Consider the following 18,958-nt stretch of genomic DNA (forward strand, 5'->3'; position numbering starts at 1 on the left):
CGCTGGCTGCCGCCGCAATAAAAAAACCACCTCGCGAGGTGGTTTATTTATCGGGATGGCAGTGCTTACAGGCCGGCGATCTGGGTGCCGCTGATGGATTTCTCAGTGCTGGCCAGCGGCTGGGCTGGCTTGGCTGGTACGGCCGCCATGACCGGGGTCGTGGTCGGCACTTTCTTGCCGGCCGAAACCATCTTCAGACGCTGGTATTCGGCCAGTACTTTGGAACCGTAGCCATCGTCGTGCTCGAAGGCGGCAGCGCCGACGTAGCTCTTCAGGCCGGCTTCCACGGAACCGCCGCGCGTCACGTAGTCTTTCAGGATCAGCGAACCGACACGGATGTTGGCCACCGGATTCAGTGCAGCTTGCGTGCCGCCCATGTCCTGGAACTTGTCATGGTGTACTTTCGACATCACCTGCATCAGGCCTTGCGCACCGACCGGGCTTTCCGCGAACGGATTGAAGCCCGATTCGATGGCCATCACGGCCAGAATCAGCAGCGGGTCCAGTTTGATTTCACGGGCCGTCAGATAGGCCGTGGAGACCAGCATATTGGCCGCATCGCCGGCCACACGGTAACGCTTGGACAGCCACGAGGTAACCCATTGCTGCTGTTTCTTGGTGCCCAGCAGGGCACGTTCTTCGGCCGTCAGCGGCTCGGTACTGGCCACTGGCGCGCTCGACGGGGCTTCCATCAGCTCCGACAGCGGAGGTACCACTACTGGTTCAGTTTCGGCTTCTGGCGCGCGGTTGAGCAGGTTGCTCAGGTCTTTGGCCAGTTCTGGACGGACAAACAATACTGCCATCATGATCAGTGCGCTCACGCCGACGATGGTCAGCGTGTGCTGGGCGGTGGCTAATACACCTTTGGCCGATACGCGCGTGTTCGACAACCACGCAGCTGGCTGGCGGGCCATGTTGTGGGCAAGCTGGGTTGCACCGGTAATACGATTAATCATAGACTTCCCCTGAAATGTCCGTAAAAGCGCTTCCCCGCCAGCGTTGTACGCAGCTAACCGGGTGCTAATGCCGTGCATCAGAAATATCATCGTTCTGCGCCGCTGGGAGCGCGCGCTGAACGCCATCATTGCTTGCCTGAGCTGTAGCTTTCTTTGGTACGCCTGGTACTCATTCGAAACGCTATCAGTCGCAATACAACTGCTTTCGGGGGTAAGGCAGACGCCTTTGGCAAACACTCCTTAAAATGTCATGTGGAGCCCCGACTCCGTGAATGAATGAGCAACACTTATGGTGGTTTGCCTATCGCGCTAAACCGTGTTCTCTTCAAGTAGGGCAGATTGTATGAGGCGTTTTATATCAAGTCAATGATAACAAACAGAAGAGCTATAACTTTTAAATCTTACTTTTTTGCTTGCATTGCGTCTAAAACCAATAAAATCAACCACTTGACCTGTCTTTTTAAACAGTATGCTGATTTGAAAGAAAAAGTAAAAAACCGATGAAATATTCCGACCTACGCGATTTCATTTCTCAACTGCAACGAATGGGCGAACTTAAGCCCATTTTGACGCCAGTTTCGCCGCACTTGGAGATGACCGAGGTGTGCGACCGTACTTTGCGCGCGGGCGGACCGGCTTTATTGTTCCAGCATCCGACCGGCCACAGCATCCCCGTGCTGGGTAATCTGTTCGGCACCGAGCGCCGTGTGGCGCTCGGTATGGGCGCGGAAAACGTGAGCGAATTGCGCAAGATCGGCCATGTGCTGGCCCGTCTGAAAGAGCCGGAACCGCCCAAGGGCTTCAAGGACATCATGGGCATGGGCAGCCTGGTGAAAGCCGTGTGGGATATGGCGCCGAAGGAGCTGCGTGGCGCGCCATGTCAGGAAATCGTCTGGGAAGGCGCTGATGTGGATCTCGGCAAACTGCCTATCCAGCATTGCTGGCCCGGCGATATCGCGCCGCTGATTACCTGGGGGCTGGTGATTACCAAAGGCCCTAATAAGAAGCGGCAGAATCTAGGCATCTACCGCCAGCAGGTGCTGGGGCCGAACAAGGTCATCATGCGCTGGCTGGCCCACCGTGGTGGCGCGCTGGACTTCCGCGAACACGCCATCCAGAACAAGGGCCAGCCTTATCCTATCTGTGTGGCGCTCGGTGCCGATCCCGCTACTATATTAGGTGCAGTCACGCCGGTGCCCGATAGTCTGTCCGAATACCAGTTCGCCGGCCTGCTGCGCGGCAGCCGTACCGAACTGGTCAAAGCCATCGGTAGCGAACTGCGCGTGCCCGCTTCGGCCGAAATCGTGCTGGAAGGGCATATCTATGCCGATCCGAATCACCCGAGCGGCTACGAGCATGCGCTGGAAGGTCCGTATGGCGACCACACCGGCTATTACAATGAGCAGGATAGCTTCCCCGTATTCACCATCGACCGCATCACCATGCGGCGCGACCCTATCTATCACTCGACCTACACGGGCAAACCGCCGGATGAGCCGGCCATACTGGGGCTGGCGCTCAATGAAGTGTTCGTGCCGCTGCTGCAGAAGCAGTTCTCCGAGATTACTGATTTCCACCTGCCGGCCGAAGGCTGTAGCTACCGCATGGCGGTGGTGCAGATTAAGAAGCAGTATGCTGGTCACGCCAAGCGTGTGATGTTCGGCGTGTGGAGTTTCCTGCGCCAGTTCATGTACACCAAGTTCATCGTGGTGGTGGACGAGGACGTGAATATCCGCGACTGGAACGAGGTGATCTGGGCGATTACGACGCGCGTCGATCCGACCCGCGATACCACGCTGGTGGATAATACGCCGATTGATTATCTGGATTTTGCCTCGCCCGTCAGCGGGCTGGGCAGCAAGATGGGTATCGACGCCACCAACAAGTGGCCCGGCGAAACCACGCGCGAGTGGGGCACGACCATCACCATGTCGCCCGAGGTAAAGAGCCGTGTCGATCAGATTTGGCAGGAATTGGGGCTGTAAGGTATAATCATCACGGACGGGCCCCTGCGCATTGTGGCATGGCCAACCTGGTCAGGTCGGGAACGAAGCAGCCACAGCTATTCACCATAAGTGCCGCAGATCAGGCTCGTCTCCTTCGGGATATAAAAAAAGCTGCCATGGGCAGCTTTTTTGTTTTGGGCAGCCATTTCAGCCGCCGCCCATGTGTGGCCTTTACTCGGAATCCAGTTCCGCTTCCAGCGGGCGCTCCGATGCCAGCATGATGGGGTTTTCCTTCATCCACGCCGAATCCGGTTTGAGCCGGATCTGGTGCTTGGCATCCGTGTTGTAGACCGTGCTGCCCACTTTGAGCTGGGCCGGTTTGCCGAACTTGAACACCACTACTTTAATCGTCGGCGCAAACAGGCTGAACGCGCCTGCCATCTTCTTGATGGCGTGGTTGGACTGCTCCACGCTGCTCATGATGGGCGTGTAGTTCCACTGGTTGCCCGGTGGTAGCGGGGTGGTGACATCGTAGCCGGTGTTGGATTTCTCCTCTTTCGGCAGGCTGGTCAGGATTTTGGTGTCGTCCGTCAGCCATTTCGGGTTGGGGATCAGATTCAGCCGGTAGTCCGGTGTCAGGGCCGGCAGAGGATGGCGTTCGCCGCCTTGTACCACGGTCAGCACCACATCTTCCGGCTTGTACGCTTTGTTCAGCGGTTTGACGACGAGAAACAGGTTAATCTTGTCGCGCTCGGCAGGAGGAATGGCATAGAACTTGTCGAGGCGCATCTGTTCAACCAGTTTTTTATAAGGCACCCATTCGCGTTCTTCTGCGTGGGCGGCGAGGGACAGCAACAGCAGTGGGAGCAGGGCCAGTTTTTTCATTTAGTCACGTAGTTAAAAGAAAAACAAATTGTAAGACGGTCCTTGTCAATTACCAATTCCCATCACGCCTTGTTACAATGTTTTTTTTGGCATCGCGACGCTGGCAGTCCTGCAGCGGCTCCCTCGGCCAGTGCTATCTACGGTAAAATCCCAGCATGTCCTATCAAGTCCTCGCCCGTAAATACCGTCCCCGGAACTTCGACACGCTCGTCGGTCAGGAGCACGTAGTCCGTGCACTGACGCACGCCCTGCACAGCGGCCGTCTGCACCATGCTTATCTGTTCACGGGTACGCGCGGGGTGGGCAAGACTACGCTTTCGCGGATCTTGGCCAAATCGCTTAACTGCGTGGGGCCGGACGGGCAGGGCGGCATTACTGCCACCCCTTGCGGCGTGTGCGAAGCCTGTACGGCCATCGATGCAGGACGTTTCGTTGACTATATAGAGATGGATGCGGCGTCCAACCGTGGTGTGGACGAGATGGCGCAGCTGCTGGAACAGGCAGTGTACGCACCGAGCAATGCACGCTTCAAGGTCTATATGATCGACGAGGTGCACATGCTGACCAACCACGCCTTCAACGCCATGCTGAAGACGCTGGAAGAACCGCCCGAGCACGTCAAATTCATACTGGCGACCACCGATCCGCAGAAAATTCCTGTGACGGTGCTGTCGCGCTGCCTGCAATTCAATCTGAAGCAGATGCCGCCCGGCCACATCATCGGCCACCTCGATAATATTCTGGGACAGGAAGGCATCAGCTTCGAAGCACCGGCCCTGCGCCTGCTGGCCGCCGGTGCGCACGGTTCGATGCGCGACGCGCTGTCGCTGACCGATCAGGCGATTGCCTATGCGGCCGGTGCGGTGACGCTCGATGCCGTGCAGGGCATGCTGGGTGCGCTCGACCAGTCCTATCTGATCCGTCTGCTCGACGCGCTGGCCGCCAAGGATGGCGCCGACCTGCTGGCCGTGGCCGATGAAATGGCTACGCGCAGCCTGTCGTATAACGGCGCCCTGCAGGATCTGGGGACGCTGCTGCACCGTATCGCGCTGGCGCAGACAGTGCCGACGGCACTGCCGGAAGATTTGCCTGAATATGCCGACGTGGTACGCCTCGCCGCCGCTTTCGATGCGGAAGAAGTGCAGCTGTATTACCAGATCGCTGTGCATGGCCGTAACGAACTGGGGCTGGCGCCTGATGAATATGCCGGTTTCTCCATGACGCTGCTGCGCATGCTGGCCTTTCGCCCCGGCGTCGGTGGCGCCGAAGGACAAGCCGCCGCTGCGCCAGCGATGACGCGGCAGGCCGCCGTGGCCGCCGTGCGTGCTGCGGCTGCACCGGCCAGCCGTGCTGCCGCCCATGTGCAGGCCAGCCATGCCAGTGTGACGCCACCATCCGTCGTCGCTGGCGCGGCCGCCGCGCTGGCAGCGGCAGATGCCGCGCCGGTATCGCGTCCGCTGCCGCCTATGTCAGCACCGGCTGGCGCGGGAGTGATGAATACAGCGCCAGTGCCGGCAGTAGCCGCACAGCCTCAGGCTACTGCGCAAGCGGCGCCACAGATGATGGCTGCGCCTGCACCTGTTGCTACCGCTACTGCGCCTGCACCCGCGGGCGCGGCCGCAGCACCAGCGGCACCAGCGGCGGCAGCGCCTATGAGCCCAGCACGGGCAGCGATCAATGCGGCGCTGGAAGCAGCGCGTGCTGCGTCGCGTCCCGGCGCACGTTCGGGCGCGGCTTCCAGTCCGGCGCCAGCACCCGTACCGGCAGCGGCACCAGCATCGGCTACAGCACCAGCATCCGCACCGGCAGCTGCATCGGCTGCAGCACCAGCATCCGCACCGGCGGCGCCTGCCGCGATGATGGCGGCGCCAGCGCATACAGCGCCGGTAGCGCAGCCGTCTGCACCGACGACGTCGGCCATGCAGGCGCAAGCCGTAGCGGCCGCACGTCCGGCACCGTGGGATGACATGCCGGCAGGCGACACGCAGGCTGCCGTGCTGGAAGCGCCGCCGCAGGTACAAGCTAACGTACAGTCGCAGGCACCAGCAGCCGTACTGTCGTTCACTCAGGCGCCCGCTGCTGCACCAGCCATGCAGCGTGCTGCGGCACAGCCTCCCGCTGCCGACGATGAAGACGATCTGCCACCATGGGTGACCGAATTTTCCGACGACAGTGCGGTAGCACCGGCCGGCATACCGGCCTATATGAACGCGCCGTCGTCCGCGCAAGCTTATGCCGACGAAGCACCGGCAGTGGTGATGCCAGCCCGTGCACCAGCGGCGCCCGCCAAAGCACCGTATGCCTATGTGATTACGCCTGTGCCGGAACTGAACTGGGACGGTAACTGGCCGGCAGTGGCGGCGACGCTGCCGCTGCGTGGCGTGGCCCAGCAGCTGGCCATGCAGGCCGAACTGATTTCCTGCAGCATGGACGGTAATGCCGTCGTGTTCAAACTGCGCGTGCCGATCGAAACCTGGCGTACGCCCGGTAATGTCGAGAAGCTCAACGCGGCGCTCAACGAGCGCTTCGCCCGCAGCGTGCGGGTCGATACCGAGTTGGGCCCTGTGTGGTACACGGCCAGTGCGGAAGCACAGGCGCACCGCGAGGCTTGCCAGAAGGCGGCCGAACAGACGGTGGCGCAAGACCCGTTTATCAATGCCATGATTCGTGAATTCGATGCCTGGGTGGTCCCCGGCACCATCGTGCCGCCGCCAAGCTCGGCGACACTGCACTGATCATTCTTTACCCTTTTAATCCACGGAGTATTCCAACATGATGAAGAACCAACTGGCTGGCCTGATGAAACAGGCGCAAGCAATGCAGGACAATATGAAAAAGGCGCAGGACGCTCTGGCGCTGGTGGAAGTGGAAGGCCAGTCCGGTGCCGGTCTGGTCAAGGTCGTGATGACCTGCAAAAACGACGTCAAGCGCGTTTCCATCGACCCATCGCTGCTGGCGGACGACAAGGACATGCTGGAAGATCTGGTGGCCGCTGCCTTCAACGACGCCGTGCGCAAAGCCGAAGCGACTTCCGCTGAAAAAATGAGTGGCCTGACCGCCGGCATGAATCTGCCAGCCGGCTTCAAGATGCCTTTCTAATCCGCTGCGCGCCGGCCCATGTCCAAATCGCTGGAGTTTCTGACGGAAGCTTTGCGCCGTCTGCCCGGTATCGGTCCCAAGTCGGCGCAACGGATGGCTTTTCATCTGCTGCAGCATGACCGCGAAGGCGCGGACATGCTGTCGCGCGCCTTGCAGCAGGCGGTGAGCGCAGTGCACCACTGCGCGCTGTGTAATACCTTCACCGAAGAAGAAGTCTGCGATACCTGCAGCGACGAGAAGCGCGAGCGCCATCTGCTGTGCGTAGTCGAGACACCTGCCGATCAGCTCATGATCGAACAGACCCTGACCTACAAGGGCCTGTATTTTGTACTGATGGGACGTCTGTCGCCGCTGGACGGCATAGGCCCCAAGGACATCCATCTGGAAAAACTGCTGGCCCGCGCCGCCGATGGTCTGGTGACGGAAGTGGTACTGGCCACCAATTTCACCAACGAAGGCGAAGCCACGGCGCACTACATCAGCGAGATGCTGAAGGCGCGCGGCCTGCGCGTGAGCCGTCTGGCGCGCGGTGTGCCCGTTGGTGGCGAACTCGAATACGTGGATGCGGGCACCATCGCGCGCGCCATGCTGGACCGAAGGGCTACGTGATGACATCGAAGCAGGCCATGCCGCTGGCTGGCATCAAGGTACTGGAACTGGGCACGCTGATTGCGGGCCCTTTTTGTGCGCGCATGCTGGGTGAATTCGGCGCCGAAGTGATCAAGGTGGAGTCGCCGCAAGGCGGCGATCCTATCCGCACCTGGCGTGTGCTCAAGGATGGCACGTCGCTGTGGTGGTCGGTACAGTCGCGTAACAAGAAATCGCTGACGCTCAATATGAAGAGCGAAAAAGGCCGCGAGATCGCGCGCCAGCTGGCGCTGGAAGCCGACATCATCATCGAGAACTACCGCCCCGGCGTGCTGGAGAAATGGGGCATGGGCTATGAACAGCTCAAGGCCATCAATCCCGCCACCATCATGGTGCGTCTGTCGGGCTTCGGCCAGACGGGACCAATGAAAGATTTGCCCGGCTTTGGCGCTATCGGCGAATCGATGGGCGGGTTGCGCTATGTCTCGGGCCATGCCGACCGTCCGCCGGTGCGGGTGGGCGTATCCATCGGTGATTCGGTGGCGGCGCTGCATGGCGTGATCGGCGCCATGATGGCGCTGCGTCACCGCGATGTGACGGGCGGCCGCCTCAAGGGCGAAGGCCAGATGGTGGACGTGGCGCTGTATGAATCCGTGTTCAATCTGATGGAATCGCTGGTGCCGGAATACGACCACGCCGGTGTGGTGCGCGAGCGTACCGGTGGCGCCTTGCCCGGCATCGTGCCATCGAATACCTACACCACGCGTGATGGCGAGAATATCGTCATCGCCGGTAATGGTGATGCCATTTTCAAGCGGCTGATGCTGGCCATAGGCCGCATCGATATGGCTGGCGATCCCGAACTGGAACGCAATGATGGCCGCGTCAAACGCACCGGGGAAATCGATGGTGCGATACAGGCCTGGTGCGACACCATGGAGATCGATAGCGCGCTGACGGTGCTGAAAGCGGCCGATGTCCCTGCCGGGAAAATCTACTCGGTGCGCGATATGATGACGGACCCGCAGTTCCTGGCGCGCGAGATGTTCGAGCAGCACCAGTTCGCGGATGGTACGCCCGTCAAGCTGCCGGCCATTTCACCCAAGCTGTCGGCCACGCCGGGGCAGACACGCTGGATAGGCCCTGCACTAGGCCAGCACAACGAGGAAGTGCTGCAGTCGCTGGGCTACAGCGCGGAACAGATCGCCGCGCTGAAACAGGACGGCGTGCTTTAACGCCGCCGTAGAGCCGCACTGCGCCATGCGGCGCTCAGGCTGGCGGGCAGGCTGAGGTCAGCACTCAGGTAGGCGTCGTCGATGCCGAAATCATGCACGCGGCGATAGCCTTGCCGGTTCAGTAATCGTTCGATCTCGTCACGCACGGGCTGGCGGTTATGCTCGACCGTCAGCACCCGGAAGCGGTAGTGCTCGAACGGGAAGCCGCGCAGTATGGCCAGCTCCGAGCCTTCCGTATCCAGACTCCAGTAATCGATCACGGCAGGCGCTGCGCTGGCCTGCAGTAGCTCGCCTATGCTGCGCGTGCGCTTGCGCACGCTGGCAGGCTGCGCACCATAGCAGCGCTGCACATAGCGCCACATCATGGCGGGATAGTGGCGGCGTATGCCGCCCAGCATGCCGGCGCCTTCGACAAATTCCACTTCGCCTGCTGTCTGATCCAGACAGTCCGGCAGGCACAGACAGCGCCGGTTGTTCTGCAAGGCGGCGAAGTAGCGGGCATTCGGTTCCACACAGATGCCATGCCAGCCATAGTCGCGCTCCAGCAGCAGGGTATTGCTGGAGGTAATGCCGTCGGTGGCGCCCGTGTCGAGAAAATAGCCGCCGCGCAGGCCGTTCAGCACTTGCAGTACAAAATAATCCTGTCCCAGTTGCGATGCCATCGCTAGCCTCTGCGCTGGCGGCGCAGTGCCGCTGAACGCCAGCCGCTTTCGTGCTGGGGCCAGGACTGGGCCGGCTGGCTATCGTCCTGATGGCGCTGGCCGTACAGCAGGGTGACGTTGATGCGTCGGCTTTCGTAATCATCGCGGAAGTGGCAGCGTGCCGTGCCGTGAAACAGATCGGAATCGAAAATGATGGCGCGGTTCTGCCGGTAGGGGATGTAGCGTGCCTGCGCGCCGCTGGCGCTCAGGTAGCGGCGTATCCGTTCGGGGTGGCGGTTGTATTCTTCGAACTGCCAGTCCGCTGGTGCAGCCACGTCGTAGATGTACATGCCGCCGCTGGCCGGATCGAGATTGGCCTGATCGGGCGTGATCCAGAAATTCACGTTGACGGCGGCAAAGTCGGCGTGGACATCATCGCCCGGCATGTCGGCCGGGTACTTGTAGGCCCAGAGCTGGTTTAGACGGTAGCGCGGACGGATGATGGCGGGCAGTGTGGCGCGCAGGGCCGTGGCTAGCTGGTCGAGCAAAGGACAGCGCAGGCCCCGATGGTATAAAGCGCCTAGACGGCCATGCGAGTAGCGCAGGGAATTCCAGACCATCGATTCCAGACAGTAGCTGCGCAGGCTGGCCAGCGCGGGCGCCGAAAGAAAATCGTCGATGATGACTACGTTGGGCTGTTGTGCAAGGTAGGCCTGCTCCACCTGGCTGCCGACCCACTGGCCCAGCGGTTCGGGCACCACCGCTGCGGGCCGGCGGTATAGCATGCGGTTGTAGATGCTGCCTATGGCTTGCAGCTCTGCGCTGTTCCATTGCGGCCGTTTGCTCACACCTTCCGCCACGAGCTGGGCGGCTAGCTGGCGGTAGCAGGCAGCCATGTCGCTGTAGGCAGGATCGAGCAGGCCGCGCATGTTCAGGTAGTCGAACTGGTCGGCATCGTGGCGCAGCTTGGCGACCGTGAGCGGCGCGGTCGGCGCTGCAGATGGCAGGGCGGGCGCGGGCAGGGCGGACATGGCGCGCTCAGTCCTGTTCGTGCAGCAGCTGTGACAGCGTTTCGGGTATGTGGACGTCATCCAGCCATGCGGCCTGCATTACTTCGGCGATCATTTCCTGCCAGTGGCTGGCGATGACGTTGCGGATGGCGTCGTCGTGGTAGAGCCGCTGGCACATCTGGCACTGGTGGGCATACATGCCTTCCCAGCGTATCGCCGGATCATGGGTGGCGGCCCATGCCACCACTTTGGCGGGGCCCTGATAGTGTATCCACAATTTGAGGAAATCCTGCTCGGCTACACTGATAGCCTGCTGCAGGCATTGCGCTTGATCCACCGTGCTGACATTCAGTTCGGGGATGACGCGCAAGCCCAGCCCGCAGCAGGCGCCCACGCGGCCATCGGCCTGCAGCGTGTAGGTCTTCAGCACGCTGGTGCAGCCGCCGCGCATGGCTGCCGCCTGTACGTCGCAGGCCGCACCTTGCGGGTACTGGTACACGGTGCTGTGGTTGAGCGGCATCCACGGGCTGCTCAGGATGGTCAGATAGGCACGCTGCTCTGGCGTCAGGCTCTGTAGCAGCGGATGGTCTTGCAGCGATTCCGGCGTGACGGTGCACGCATCTTTCAGTTCCATCATGACATGAGTGCGCAGTTTGCGCTGGCAGGCGGCCACGCAGGCGTGCGCCACCCGTTCCAGCGGGATGTAGCGGATATGTTCGTCGCCTGTGCTGTAATTGATTTCCGATAGGCCCGCCGCCATCAGGGCTGTCAGCCTGTCGTGTGCGGTGGCCGTACTAGTGGCCCAGTGGGCATTGGTCACCAGCCTTACGGGCAGACGATAGCTGGCGGCGCGTTCTATGCCGCGTAGCAGGGTAGCCCATTCCAGCGTGGCTTCGCCGCCCGTGAAGACTACGTTGCAGAAGCCGAGTGCGCGGGCTTCGTCTATGGCCGCCAGTACCGTATCCAGATCGAGATGGGCGCGCTCGCGCGGGCTGGATAGGGTGCCGCAGTCGGCGCAGGCGGCCGGACAGGTAAAGGTCGGCATGATGGAGAGCGTGCGGCGGCGCTGTGGCAACAGCGCGGCGTTTGTGTCAGCGGGTTTCATACATTTGTGCTTCGCTGAGGTTGAGCAGACCGCGCGTTTCCAGCGTGATGGCGTACTGCACCAGCGCTTCGATGGTGATGCGCACATATTCCTGGCCCCGATAGGGATCGTATTCGGAATTGTCGGTGCCGGTATCGGTACCGTCATCCGTGCCTTCATCGGTGCCGGTGTCCGTACCTGTATCGGTTCCCGTGTCGGTTCCGGCATCGGTGCCGGTATTCGTGCCTGTGTCGGTGCCCGTATCCGTTCCCGTATCAGTGCCGGTATCAGTGCCAGTATCGGTGCCAGTATCGGTGCCCGTGTCGGTGCCAGTATCTGTCCCCGTGTGGGTACCAGTCTGGGTGCCCGTGTCCGTCCCTACCTCCGTTCCTTCATCCGTGCCGGGGCCCGTGCCTATGGTGGCCGAGCTGTGCTCGAAATTCTGCGTGCTGTTGGAATCGTTGATGGTGCGGTGATCGGTGGGAACGAGGAAGCCCGATGCAAAGATGGGACTGCTGGTGAACAGCATGGCCTGCTCCATACCGCCCACTGCAAAGGGCGATTCGCGTTCCATGGCAGCGCGGATCAGGGCGATGATGGCGTGTTCGTCACCGTATTTGATGACGGCATTGCCGAACGCGGTCATGAACTCGCTGCGCGACGGTGTGCGCTGCTGATGCTCGCCTGCGTAGTTGCGCAGCCAGTGGCGCATGTGGCGGTTGGCCAGCACGGCATAGACCAGCTGATTGCTGACGGAAGCCCGTTGCGGCGGCAGGTCCATGCCTTCTGCATAGTCGGCCAGTACCTGCGCGGGATCGGTAATGAATTGCTCGCGCAGCAGGTAGTCATGGGCCATGGCTTTGAACAGCGCCTCTACCCGGCGGGCGATGGCCGCCGCATGCAGCACCAGCGGTTTGCGGCAGGCCGGCCGTTCCGGTGTAAACACCAGACGGAAAGAGTGTTCTTGCTGGTCCATAGTGCCTCCTGTGCAGAGCAGATCCGAGTCTGTTCAGCATAGAAGGGTGGTAAAAACATCATGCGATGAGGCTCAATGCTGTTCGGGGAACTTGCTGTGCACTGAGCTGTCGCCACTATCGTTATCGTCGCTGCCGTCGAGTACGGGGCGCTGGGCCAGCATCAGGGCAATATTTTCCGGCGGCGAAGGATGGCCCAGATAGTAGCCCTGCACCATGTCGCAGCCGCACTGTTCCAGCATGCGCAGCTGTTCGTTGGTCTCCACACCTTCCGCCACCACGTTCAGCTTCAGGCCATGTGCCATGGCGATGATGGCGCGGGTGATGGCGGCATTCTCGCTATCCTGCGGCAGCCCCGTGATGAAGCTGCGGTCTATCTTCAGGGCGCTGACGTTGAAGCGCTTCAGATAGCTCATCGACGAATAGCCCGTGCCGAAATCATCGATCGCCAGATACACCCCGATGGCGCGCAAGCGTTCCAGCGTCTGCATGGTGGCACGCGCATCGTCCATCAGCGTGCCTTCGGTCAGTTCCAGTTCCAGCAGTTCGGCCGGCATGCCGCTATCCTGCAGCGCGGAGAGCACGATCTGGCTCAGGTTCTCGTCCTTGAACTGTTTGGCCGACAGGTTTACGGCGATGCGCAGCGGACGGTCGTCGCTGATCTGCCACTGGCGCGCCTGCTGGCAGGCCGTGCGCAGCACCCATTCGCCGATCGGCACTATCAGCCCGGTTTCCTCGGCCAGCGGAATGAACTCGGTCGGCGAAATGATGCCGCGCTCGGGATGGCGCCAGCGCACCAGCGCTTCGACGCTGACGATGGTGGCGCTGCTGACATCGATCTGGGGCTGGTACAGCAGGTATAACTCCTGATTCTGCAGCGCCTTGCGCAAGCCCACTTCGAGCTGGACGTGGCTCATGATCTGCATGGTCAGCGAGGAGCTATACATCTTGGCGTTGTTCTTGCCGCAGTTCTTGGCGTGGTACATGGCCGTGTCGGCAAACTTCAGCAGACTGCTGCAGTCTTCGCCGTCGTCGGGGTAGAGCGAGATGCCGATGCTGGCCGTGACGAAGATTTCGTGGCTGTCCAGCTGGAAGGGGCGGCACATGGCATCTTTGACGCGCTGGGCCACGGCCAGCGCATCGTCGACCCGTTCCAGGTCGGGAATCAGGATGGTGAATTCGTCGCCGCCCAGACGGGCCAGATTGCTGTCGTCGGCCTCGGTGCGCGACACCAGATCGCTGGGCCGTATGGTTTCGCGCAGGCGCTCCGACACGGCCTTGAGCAGGTGGTCGCCGACGTCGTGGCCCAGCGTATCGTTGATGCGTTTAAAGGCATCCAGATCCATGAACAGTACGGCGAATTTGTGCTTGTCCTTGCGCGAGCGGCGCAGCTCCGCTTCCAGCGTTTCGAGAAAAGCCTGCCGGTTGGGGATGCCGGTCAGGCTGTCGCAATAGGCCAGACGGCGGATCTGCTCTTCGTTGCGTTTGCGCTCGCTGATGTCGCGCACCAGCCCTAGCACTTCATCGGGGCCGGTAGCCACCAGCCGTGCTTCGAAATGGCGTACGGGAGCTGCCACCGCATGTTCGCCAGCGCGCGCGCGGGCGATGCCGTTTTGCGGCAGGGCGTAATCGAGCGAGCCGACATGCTGGCTGGCCAGCACGCTGTGCACCTGTGTCAGCATCTGCTGCGCGATGGCCTCCGGTAGCACCTGCTGCAGATGCTGGCCGACGCAGCGTTCGCTGGCGAACACGCCGCTGGCTTCGTGGCCCTGTTCGTAGTCGAGATAATAGCCGGCGCGGTTCATGCGGAAAAAGGTATCGGGGATGGCGGCCATCACGGCGCGGTGCTGTGCATCGGCCAGACGCAGGCGGCTAATCGCATCGCTGGCGCGCAGCACGTACAGCACGCGGTGGCCCAGTATCGGCCAGTTGATGGGTTTGGAGACGAAGTCCGTAGCGCCGGCTTCGTAGGCGCTGGTGACGGAGGCCAGTTCGTCTGCACCCGTCACCATGATGATGGGTACCGTGGCATGCTGTTCCTGCTGGCGGATGGCGCGGCACACTGCCAGTCCGTCCATGCCCGGCATTTCCACGTCCAGCATGACGAGATCGGGCTGGATGCGGCGGAAGCTGGCCAGCGCCTGTTCGCCATCTTCCGCTTCGACCGTGTCCAGGCCCACCTGGCCTAGCATTTCCAGCATCAGCACGCGCATCACGGGGTCATCATCGGCGACCAGCACCAGGCCGCGCCGGGCGAGGGGGACAGCTGCCATGTCAGGCTTCCTTTTCCAGTATCGCTTCCAGCGCCTGCCGCGCGGACTGGAATTGCCGTTCTATGGTGGCCAGCAGAGGGGCGGCGCTGGCGCTGCTTTGCTGGCGAGCCAGCTGTTCCAGTTGCTTGCAGCTGGCGGCCAGTTCGACTGCACCCACATTGGCGCTGCCCGACTTGAGGCGGTGGGCCAGCGTACGCAGGGCTTCATGGTCCTGCTGCAGCTGGGCCTGCGCTAGCGCCCGCAGCTGTTGCGGCGTATCGCGCAGATAGGTTTGCAGGATTTTCTCCAGCAGGGCGTCGCCGTGCTGCGGATTGAGCGCGCGGATATGCTCCAGTGCGGCGCGCTGTATGCTGCCGGCGGGCGCGGGCGCGCTTTCCGGTGTGGCGGGCGGGGTGGTGTCGTCTACGCTCTGGCTGTTCTGGCGCGGCAGATTGATCCAGCGTGCCAGCGTGTGGCCCAGTGCTTGCCGGGTGAAAGGCTTGCTCAGGTAGTCGTCCATGCCGGCGGCCAGACAGGATTCGCGGTCGCCCTGCAAGGCATTGGCGGTGATGGCGATGATGGGCAGCTTGTGACCCTGACCCTGCTGCTGCTCGTGGCGGCGGATCGCGCCCGTCGCGGCAAAGCCGTCCATCACGGGCATCTGGCAATCCATCAGCACCAGATCGTAGGCATTGCTCTGGACTGAATGCAGCGCCTGTTCGCCGTTCTCGGCGCGGCTGACATCGAGCCCCATGCTTTCCAGCATGGCGCTGGCCACTTCCACGTTGACGGGGTTGTCTTCTGCCAGCAGCACGCGGCGCCCCTTGCGCGGGCGTACGCTGGTGCTGGAGCTCTGGCTGAGCGGGGTGAGGGTGGTGACAGGCGGCGCCAGCCGGGACAGTTCTGGCGCCGCTGCATTCGGCAATGCAGTGGTGGACAGGCATTCGTACAGGTCGCTCTCGCGTATCGGCTGGATCAGCTGATAGGCCACCCCGGCCGCGCGCTGCTGCTGGGCATCGGCCGCGTGCTTCTCGCTGCTGAGCAGGATCAGCCGCAGATTTTCCAGCTGTGGCTCGGCATGCAGCGCTGCGGCCAGCGCCAGCCCGCTGGTGCGTGGCAGATCCATTTCCAGCAGTGCCACATGGTAGGGGCAGCCGTCCGCCTGCGCCTGTAGCAGGGTGGCCAGCGCGGTGCTGGCACCGGTGCTGGTATAGGCCAGCTGCCAGCGGTTCAGGAGCCGGGGCAGCAGGTCGTGGCTGGCGAGCTTATCGTCGACTATCAAGGCGCGGCATTCCCCGTTGGCAAGGCTGGTAGGTTGGTCGGCATCGATACGACGCTTATCGAAATTTACCGTGAACCAGAACAGCGAGCCTTGCGCGAGCGCATGGTCTACCCCTATGCGCCCCCCCATCAGTTCTACCAGCTGCTTGGAGATGGCCAGCCCCAGGCCGGTGCCGCCATGCTTGCGCGTGGTAGAACCGTCGGCCTGCGAGAAGGAATCGAAGATGCGGGCGCGCGCTTCGGCGGATATGCCTATGCCGGTGTCGCGCACTTCGAAGCGCAGGCCTATGCTCTGTTCATCCTCGCCGGTGACGCTGACGGCGATGGTGATCTGGCCGCTGTCGGTAAATTTTACGGCGTTGCCCAGCAGGTTGTAGATGACCTGGCGCAGCCGGTTGGGATCGCCGCACACGGCGATCGGAATGTTGGGGGCGAGCACCAGTTCAAGGCGGATATGCTTGCTTTGTGCCTGCGGGGCAAACACATGTTCTATTTCTTCCAGCAGCAAACGGAAGTTGAACTGGATGTATTCCACGGTCAGCTTGCCCGCTTCGATCTTGGAGAAGTCCAGAATATCGTTGATGATGACCAGCAGGTGTTCGCCCGAGCGCTGCACCATGCTGGTGTAATGACGCTGCTGCTCGCTCAGCGGTGTTGCCAGCAGCAGTTCTGTCATGCCTAGCACCCCGTTCATGGGGGTGCGGATTTCATGGCTCATGGTGGCCAGGAAGGCGCTCTTGGCCTGACTCGCCGCCTCGGCCGCATTCTTGGCTTTTTCCAGCTGTTCCGTACGCACGCTGACCTGCCGTTCCAGCTGGTCGCGGTACTGCTGCAAAGCGCCGTCGCGCGCCGCCACTTGCGCCAGCATGTCGTTGAAGCTGTCGATCAGGGTGCCCAGTTCATCCTTGCGCTGATGCCGGATCATGGCGGTATGCCCGCCCTGGCTGACCTGGCGCGCAGCGCTGATCAGCCCCGCTACCGCTTCGGTGAGGTTGTTACGCAGTCTGGCGGCCATCAGCAGTGCCAGTATGCAGGCCAGCAGGGCCGCAATCGCACTGGCAGCCAGCGTGCGCAGCAAGTCCAGCCACATGCGCGACAGGCTGGCTTCCAGCATGACCGTGCCGATGTGCTGGCCGTCGCGCAGCACGGGGAGGTAGAGCTGCAGTGCCGGCAATAGCTGTGCGTCGGGATAGACCATGTGTAGCTGCAGCGTGTCGCTGGCGGCGGGTATCTGGCTGTCCATGGGCGTGCTCACGGCCGGTGCGGCGCGCAGATAATGCGCCAGCAACTGTCCTTTGCCTGTGTAGAGGGCGGCGCGGCGGATACGGTTGTCGGCCGCCAGGGCGGCCAGCGTGTTGCGCGCCTGGGTCTCGTCGGCATACAGCAGGGGCAGTTCGCTGTTGTTGCCGATGACGCCGGCCAGCGAGGTGAGCTGCTGGCGTTCTTCATCGTTACGGCTGAGTATGGACATGCTGGCAAAGGCGAGGAAGGCCAGCAGCATGGCGCTGCCCGTCGACAGCAGGGCAATTCTGGTGAGTTTCTGGCTAAGCCCTGAACGTTCGGTCTGGAACATTGCGCGCAGTCTAGGCAAGAGAAGTCGCTGCGCGACGCGGCAGCTGGCGTGGCATTCGGCCGGGAAACGAAATGCCAATTGGAAAAATATAACCTTCGTCCCGTGCCAGTGTTGATCTGGATCGAAGGCCGGTACCATTGAGCTAGCTCAAACAGCCTTAATTGCGGCGCACCATGCTGGCAGCATGGCGCGCAAAAAAATATTGTTTGTAGCGGAAGCGGTGACGCTGGCACATGTGGGGAGACCGCTGGCGCTGGCGCGCATGTTGTCGCCTTTGGCGTATGAGCTGCACTTCGCCTGCGCGGCCGGCTACAGCCAGTTTTTCCCGAATGGAAGCATGCAGTACTGGCCGTTGCATAGCATCTCCAGTGAGCAGTTTCTAAGTGCGCTGGCGGCCGGCAAACCTGTTTATGATGTGGCGACCTTGCAGACCTATGTCGCCGAGGACAGGCGCTTGCTCGAACGGTTGCGGCCGGACGCTGTGATAGGTGACTTCCGCCTGTCGCTGGCGGTCAGCGCGCGCTTGCTGGCGCTGCCCTATATCGGGCTGATTAATGCCTACTGGAGTCCTTATGTAGCGCAGCAATATACGGTGCCCGCGATTGCGCTTGCGCGTGTGCTGCCCATTGCGCTGGCGAATCCGCTATTCCGTGCCGTGCGTCCGCTCGCGTTTGCATTGCATAGCGTGCCGCTGAATCAGTTGCGGCGGCGCTACCGATTGCCGACCTTGCCTTACGATTTGCGTAGTCTGTATGCGGATGCCGATCAGGTGCTGTATCCGGATGTGGCGGAAATGTTTGCCGCCACCAGCCTGCCCGCCAACCATGCTTTTCTGGGGCCGGTAACGTGGTCGCCGCCCACGCCGGAGCCGCAGTGGTGGCATGGTTTGCCGCAGGATTTGCCGCTCGTGTATGTCACGCTGGGGAGTTCGGGACAAGGCGAGTTGTTACCCTTGATTTTGCAGGCGCTGGCCAGCCTGCCCTTGCGGCTGATGGTGGCGACAGCCGGGCAGGCCATGCCTGAAGCCGTACCGGACAATGCTTTCGTGGCCCACTATCTGCCCGGTGAGCGGGCAGCGCAGCGTGCGCAACTGGTCATCTGTAACGGCGGCAGCCCCAGCACGCAACAGGCGCTGGCCGCCGGTGTTCCTGTGCTGGGCATAGCCGGGAATCTGGATCAGTATCTGAATATGCAGGGGGTGCTGGCGGTGGGGGCTGGCCGATGTTTGCGTTCCGACCGTTTGCAGGCGTTTACCTTGCGCGAGAGTGTGATGCAGATGCTGGTGCATCCGGGCATACGGGCGGCGGCAGCACAGATGGCCAGAGTTTTCCAGCACTACGATGTGGCGCAAGGCTTGCTGGCCGCACTCGACCGGGTGGGTGCACGTGCTGCAGGGGGGCGATAGCGCAGCTTATCTGCGATAGCGTGCGATAG

The 18,958-nt window shown here is 61.9% G+C and carries 14 protein-coding genes and 1 other RNA gene; 7 read left to right on the top strand and 8 right to left on the bottom strand.

Annotation, left to right across the window (positions count from 1 at the left end; translation table 11 throughout):
* Positions 1-65: 65 nt before the first annotated feature.
* Positions 66-956 (bottom strand): transglycosylase SLT domain-containing protein, encoded by an 891-nt coding sequence (locus tag GTP23_RS08105; protein ID WP_161034743.1) that lies wholly within the window; start codon positions 954-956, stop codon positions 66-68.
* A 500-nt stretch (positions 957-1,456) separates the two neighbouring features.
* Between GTP23_RS08105 and ubiD the strand changes: the two genes are divergently transcribed.
* A complete protein-coding gene (gene ubiD / locus GTP23_RS08110; RefSeq protein ID WP_155436510.1) occupies positions 1,457-2,941 on the top strand; it encodes a 4-hydroxy-3-polyprenylbenzoate decarboxylase in 1,485 nt (494 codons plus the stop codon).
* Positions 2,942-2,956: 15 nt separating this feature from the next.
* Positions 2,957-3,055, top strand: an RNA gene (gene ffs / locus GTP23_RS08115) — signal recognition particle sRNA small type.
* 78 nt (positions 3,056-3,133) lie between these two features.
* Here ffs and GTP23_RS08120 read toward each other — a convergent pair.
* A complete protein-coding gene (locus tag GTP23_RS08120) occupies positions 3,134-3,787 on the bottom strand; it encodes a hypothetical protein (protein WP_161034744.1) in 654 nt (217 codons plus the stop codon).
* A 155-nt stretch (positions 3,788-3,942) separates the two neighbouring features.
* Here GTP23_RS08120 and dnaX point away from each other — a divergent pair, with 155 nt between their 5' ends.
* Genes dnaX through GTP23_RS08140 form a run of 4 tightly spaced genes read left to right on the top strand, consistent with a single transcriptional unit; the run spans position 3,943 to position 8,709 of the window.
* On the top strand, positions 3,943-6,522 hold the full coding sequence (gene dnaX / locus GTP23_RS08125) for a DNA polymerase III subunit gamma/tau (protein ID WP_161034745.1): 2,580 nt from the start codon (positions 3,943-3,945) through the stop codon (positions 6,520-6,522).
* A 37-nt stretch (positions 6,523-6,559) separates the two neighbouring features.
* Positions 6,560-6,886 carry a YbaB/EbfC family nucleoid-associated protein gene (locus GTP23_RS08130; RefSeq protein ID WP_155436507.1) on the top strand — a complete coding sequence of 109 codons (327 nt, stop codon included), beginning with the start codon at positions 6,560-6,562 and terminating at the stop codon, positions 6,884-6,886.
* 18 nt (positions 6,887-6,904) lie between these two features.
* Positions 6,905-7,495, top strand: a complete 591-nt coding sequence (gene recR, locus GTP23_RS08135) for a recombination mediator RecR (RefSeq protein ID WP_161034746.1) — start codon at positions 6,905-6,907, stop codon at positions 7,493-7,495.
* Complete coding sequence (locus GTP23_RS08140) at positions 7,495-8,709, top strand: CaiB/BaiF CoA transferase family protein (RefSeq protein WP_161035541.1); 1,215 nt, start codon at positions 7,495-7,497, stop codon at positions 8,707-8,709. The genes recR and GTP23_RS08140 overlap by 1 nt, the downstream gene beginning before the upstream one ends.
* Here GTP23_RS08140 and GTP23_RS08145 read toward each other — a convergent pair.
* The 6 genes from GTP23_RS08145 to GTP23_RS08170 all read right to left on the bottom strand — a co-directional run bounded on the left by GTP23_RS08145 (position 8,706) and on the right by GTP23_RS08170 (position 17,524).
* A complete protein-coding gene (locus GTP23_RS08145) occupies positions 8,706-9,371 on the bottom strand; it encodes an FkbM family methyltransferase (RefSeq protein ID WP_161034747.1) in 666 nt (221 codons plus the stop codon). The two genes, GTP23_RS08140 and GTP23_RS08145, sit on opposite strands and share 4 nt — an antisense overlap.
* A 2-nt stretch (positions 9,372-9,373) precedes the next feature.
* A complete protein-coding gene (locus tag GTP23_RS08150) occupies positions 9,374-10,381 on the bottom strand; it encodes a hypothetical protein (RefSeq protein ID WP_161034748.1) in 1,008 nt (335 codons plus the stop codon).
* A gap of 7 nt (positions 10,382-10,388) precedes the next feature.
* Positions 10,389-11,465, bottom strand: a complete 1,077-nt coding sequence (locus GTP23_RS08155) for a radical SAM protein (protein ID WP_161034749.1) — start codon at positions 11,463-11,465, stop codon at positions 10,389-10,391.
* Positions 11,452-12,420: a hypothetical protein gene (locus GTP23_RS22580; RefSeq protein WP_202412096.1), complete on the bottom strand. Its 969-nt coding sequence runs from the start codon at positions 12,418-12,420 to the stop codon at positions 11,452-11,454. The genes GTP23_RS08155 and GTP23_RS22580 overlap by 14 nt, the downstream gene beginning before the upstream one ends.
* Before the next feature lie 72 nt (positions 12,421-12,492).
* The gene (locus tag GTP23_RS08165; protein ID WP_161034750.1) at positions 12,493-14,691 is read right to left on the bottom strand and encodes a putative bifunctional diguanylate cyclase/phosphodiesterase; all 2,199 of its coding nucleotides are present in this window, start codon (positions 14,689-14,691) and stop codon (positions 12,493-12,495) included.
* 1 nt (position 14,692) lies between these two features.
* Positions 14,693-17,524 carry a hybrid sensor histidine kinase/response regulator gene (locus tag GTP23_RS08170; RefSeq protein ID WP_161034751.1) on the bottom strand — a complete coding sequence of 944 codons (2,832 nt, stop codon included), beginning with the start codon at positions 17,522-17,524 and terminating at the stop codon, positions 14,693-14,695.
* Positions 17,525-17,708: 184 nt separating this feature from the next.
* Here GTP23_RS08170 and GTP23_RS08175 point away from each other — a divergent pair, with 184 nt between their 5' ends.
* Positions 17,709-18,929, top strand: coding sequence for a glycosyltransferase (locus GTP23_RS08175; RefSeq protein WP_161034752.1), 1,221 nt, complete (start codon positions 17,709-17,711; stop codon positions 18,927-18,929).
* Positions 18,930-18,958 lie beyond the last annotated feature (29 nt).

The organism is Duganella fentianensis (assembly GCF_009857835.1).
GTDB lineage: Bacteria > Pseudomonadota > Gammaproteobacteria > Burkholderiales > Burkholderiaceae_D > Rugamonas > Rugamonas fentianensis.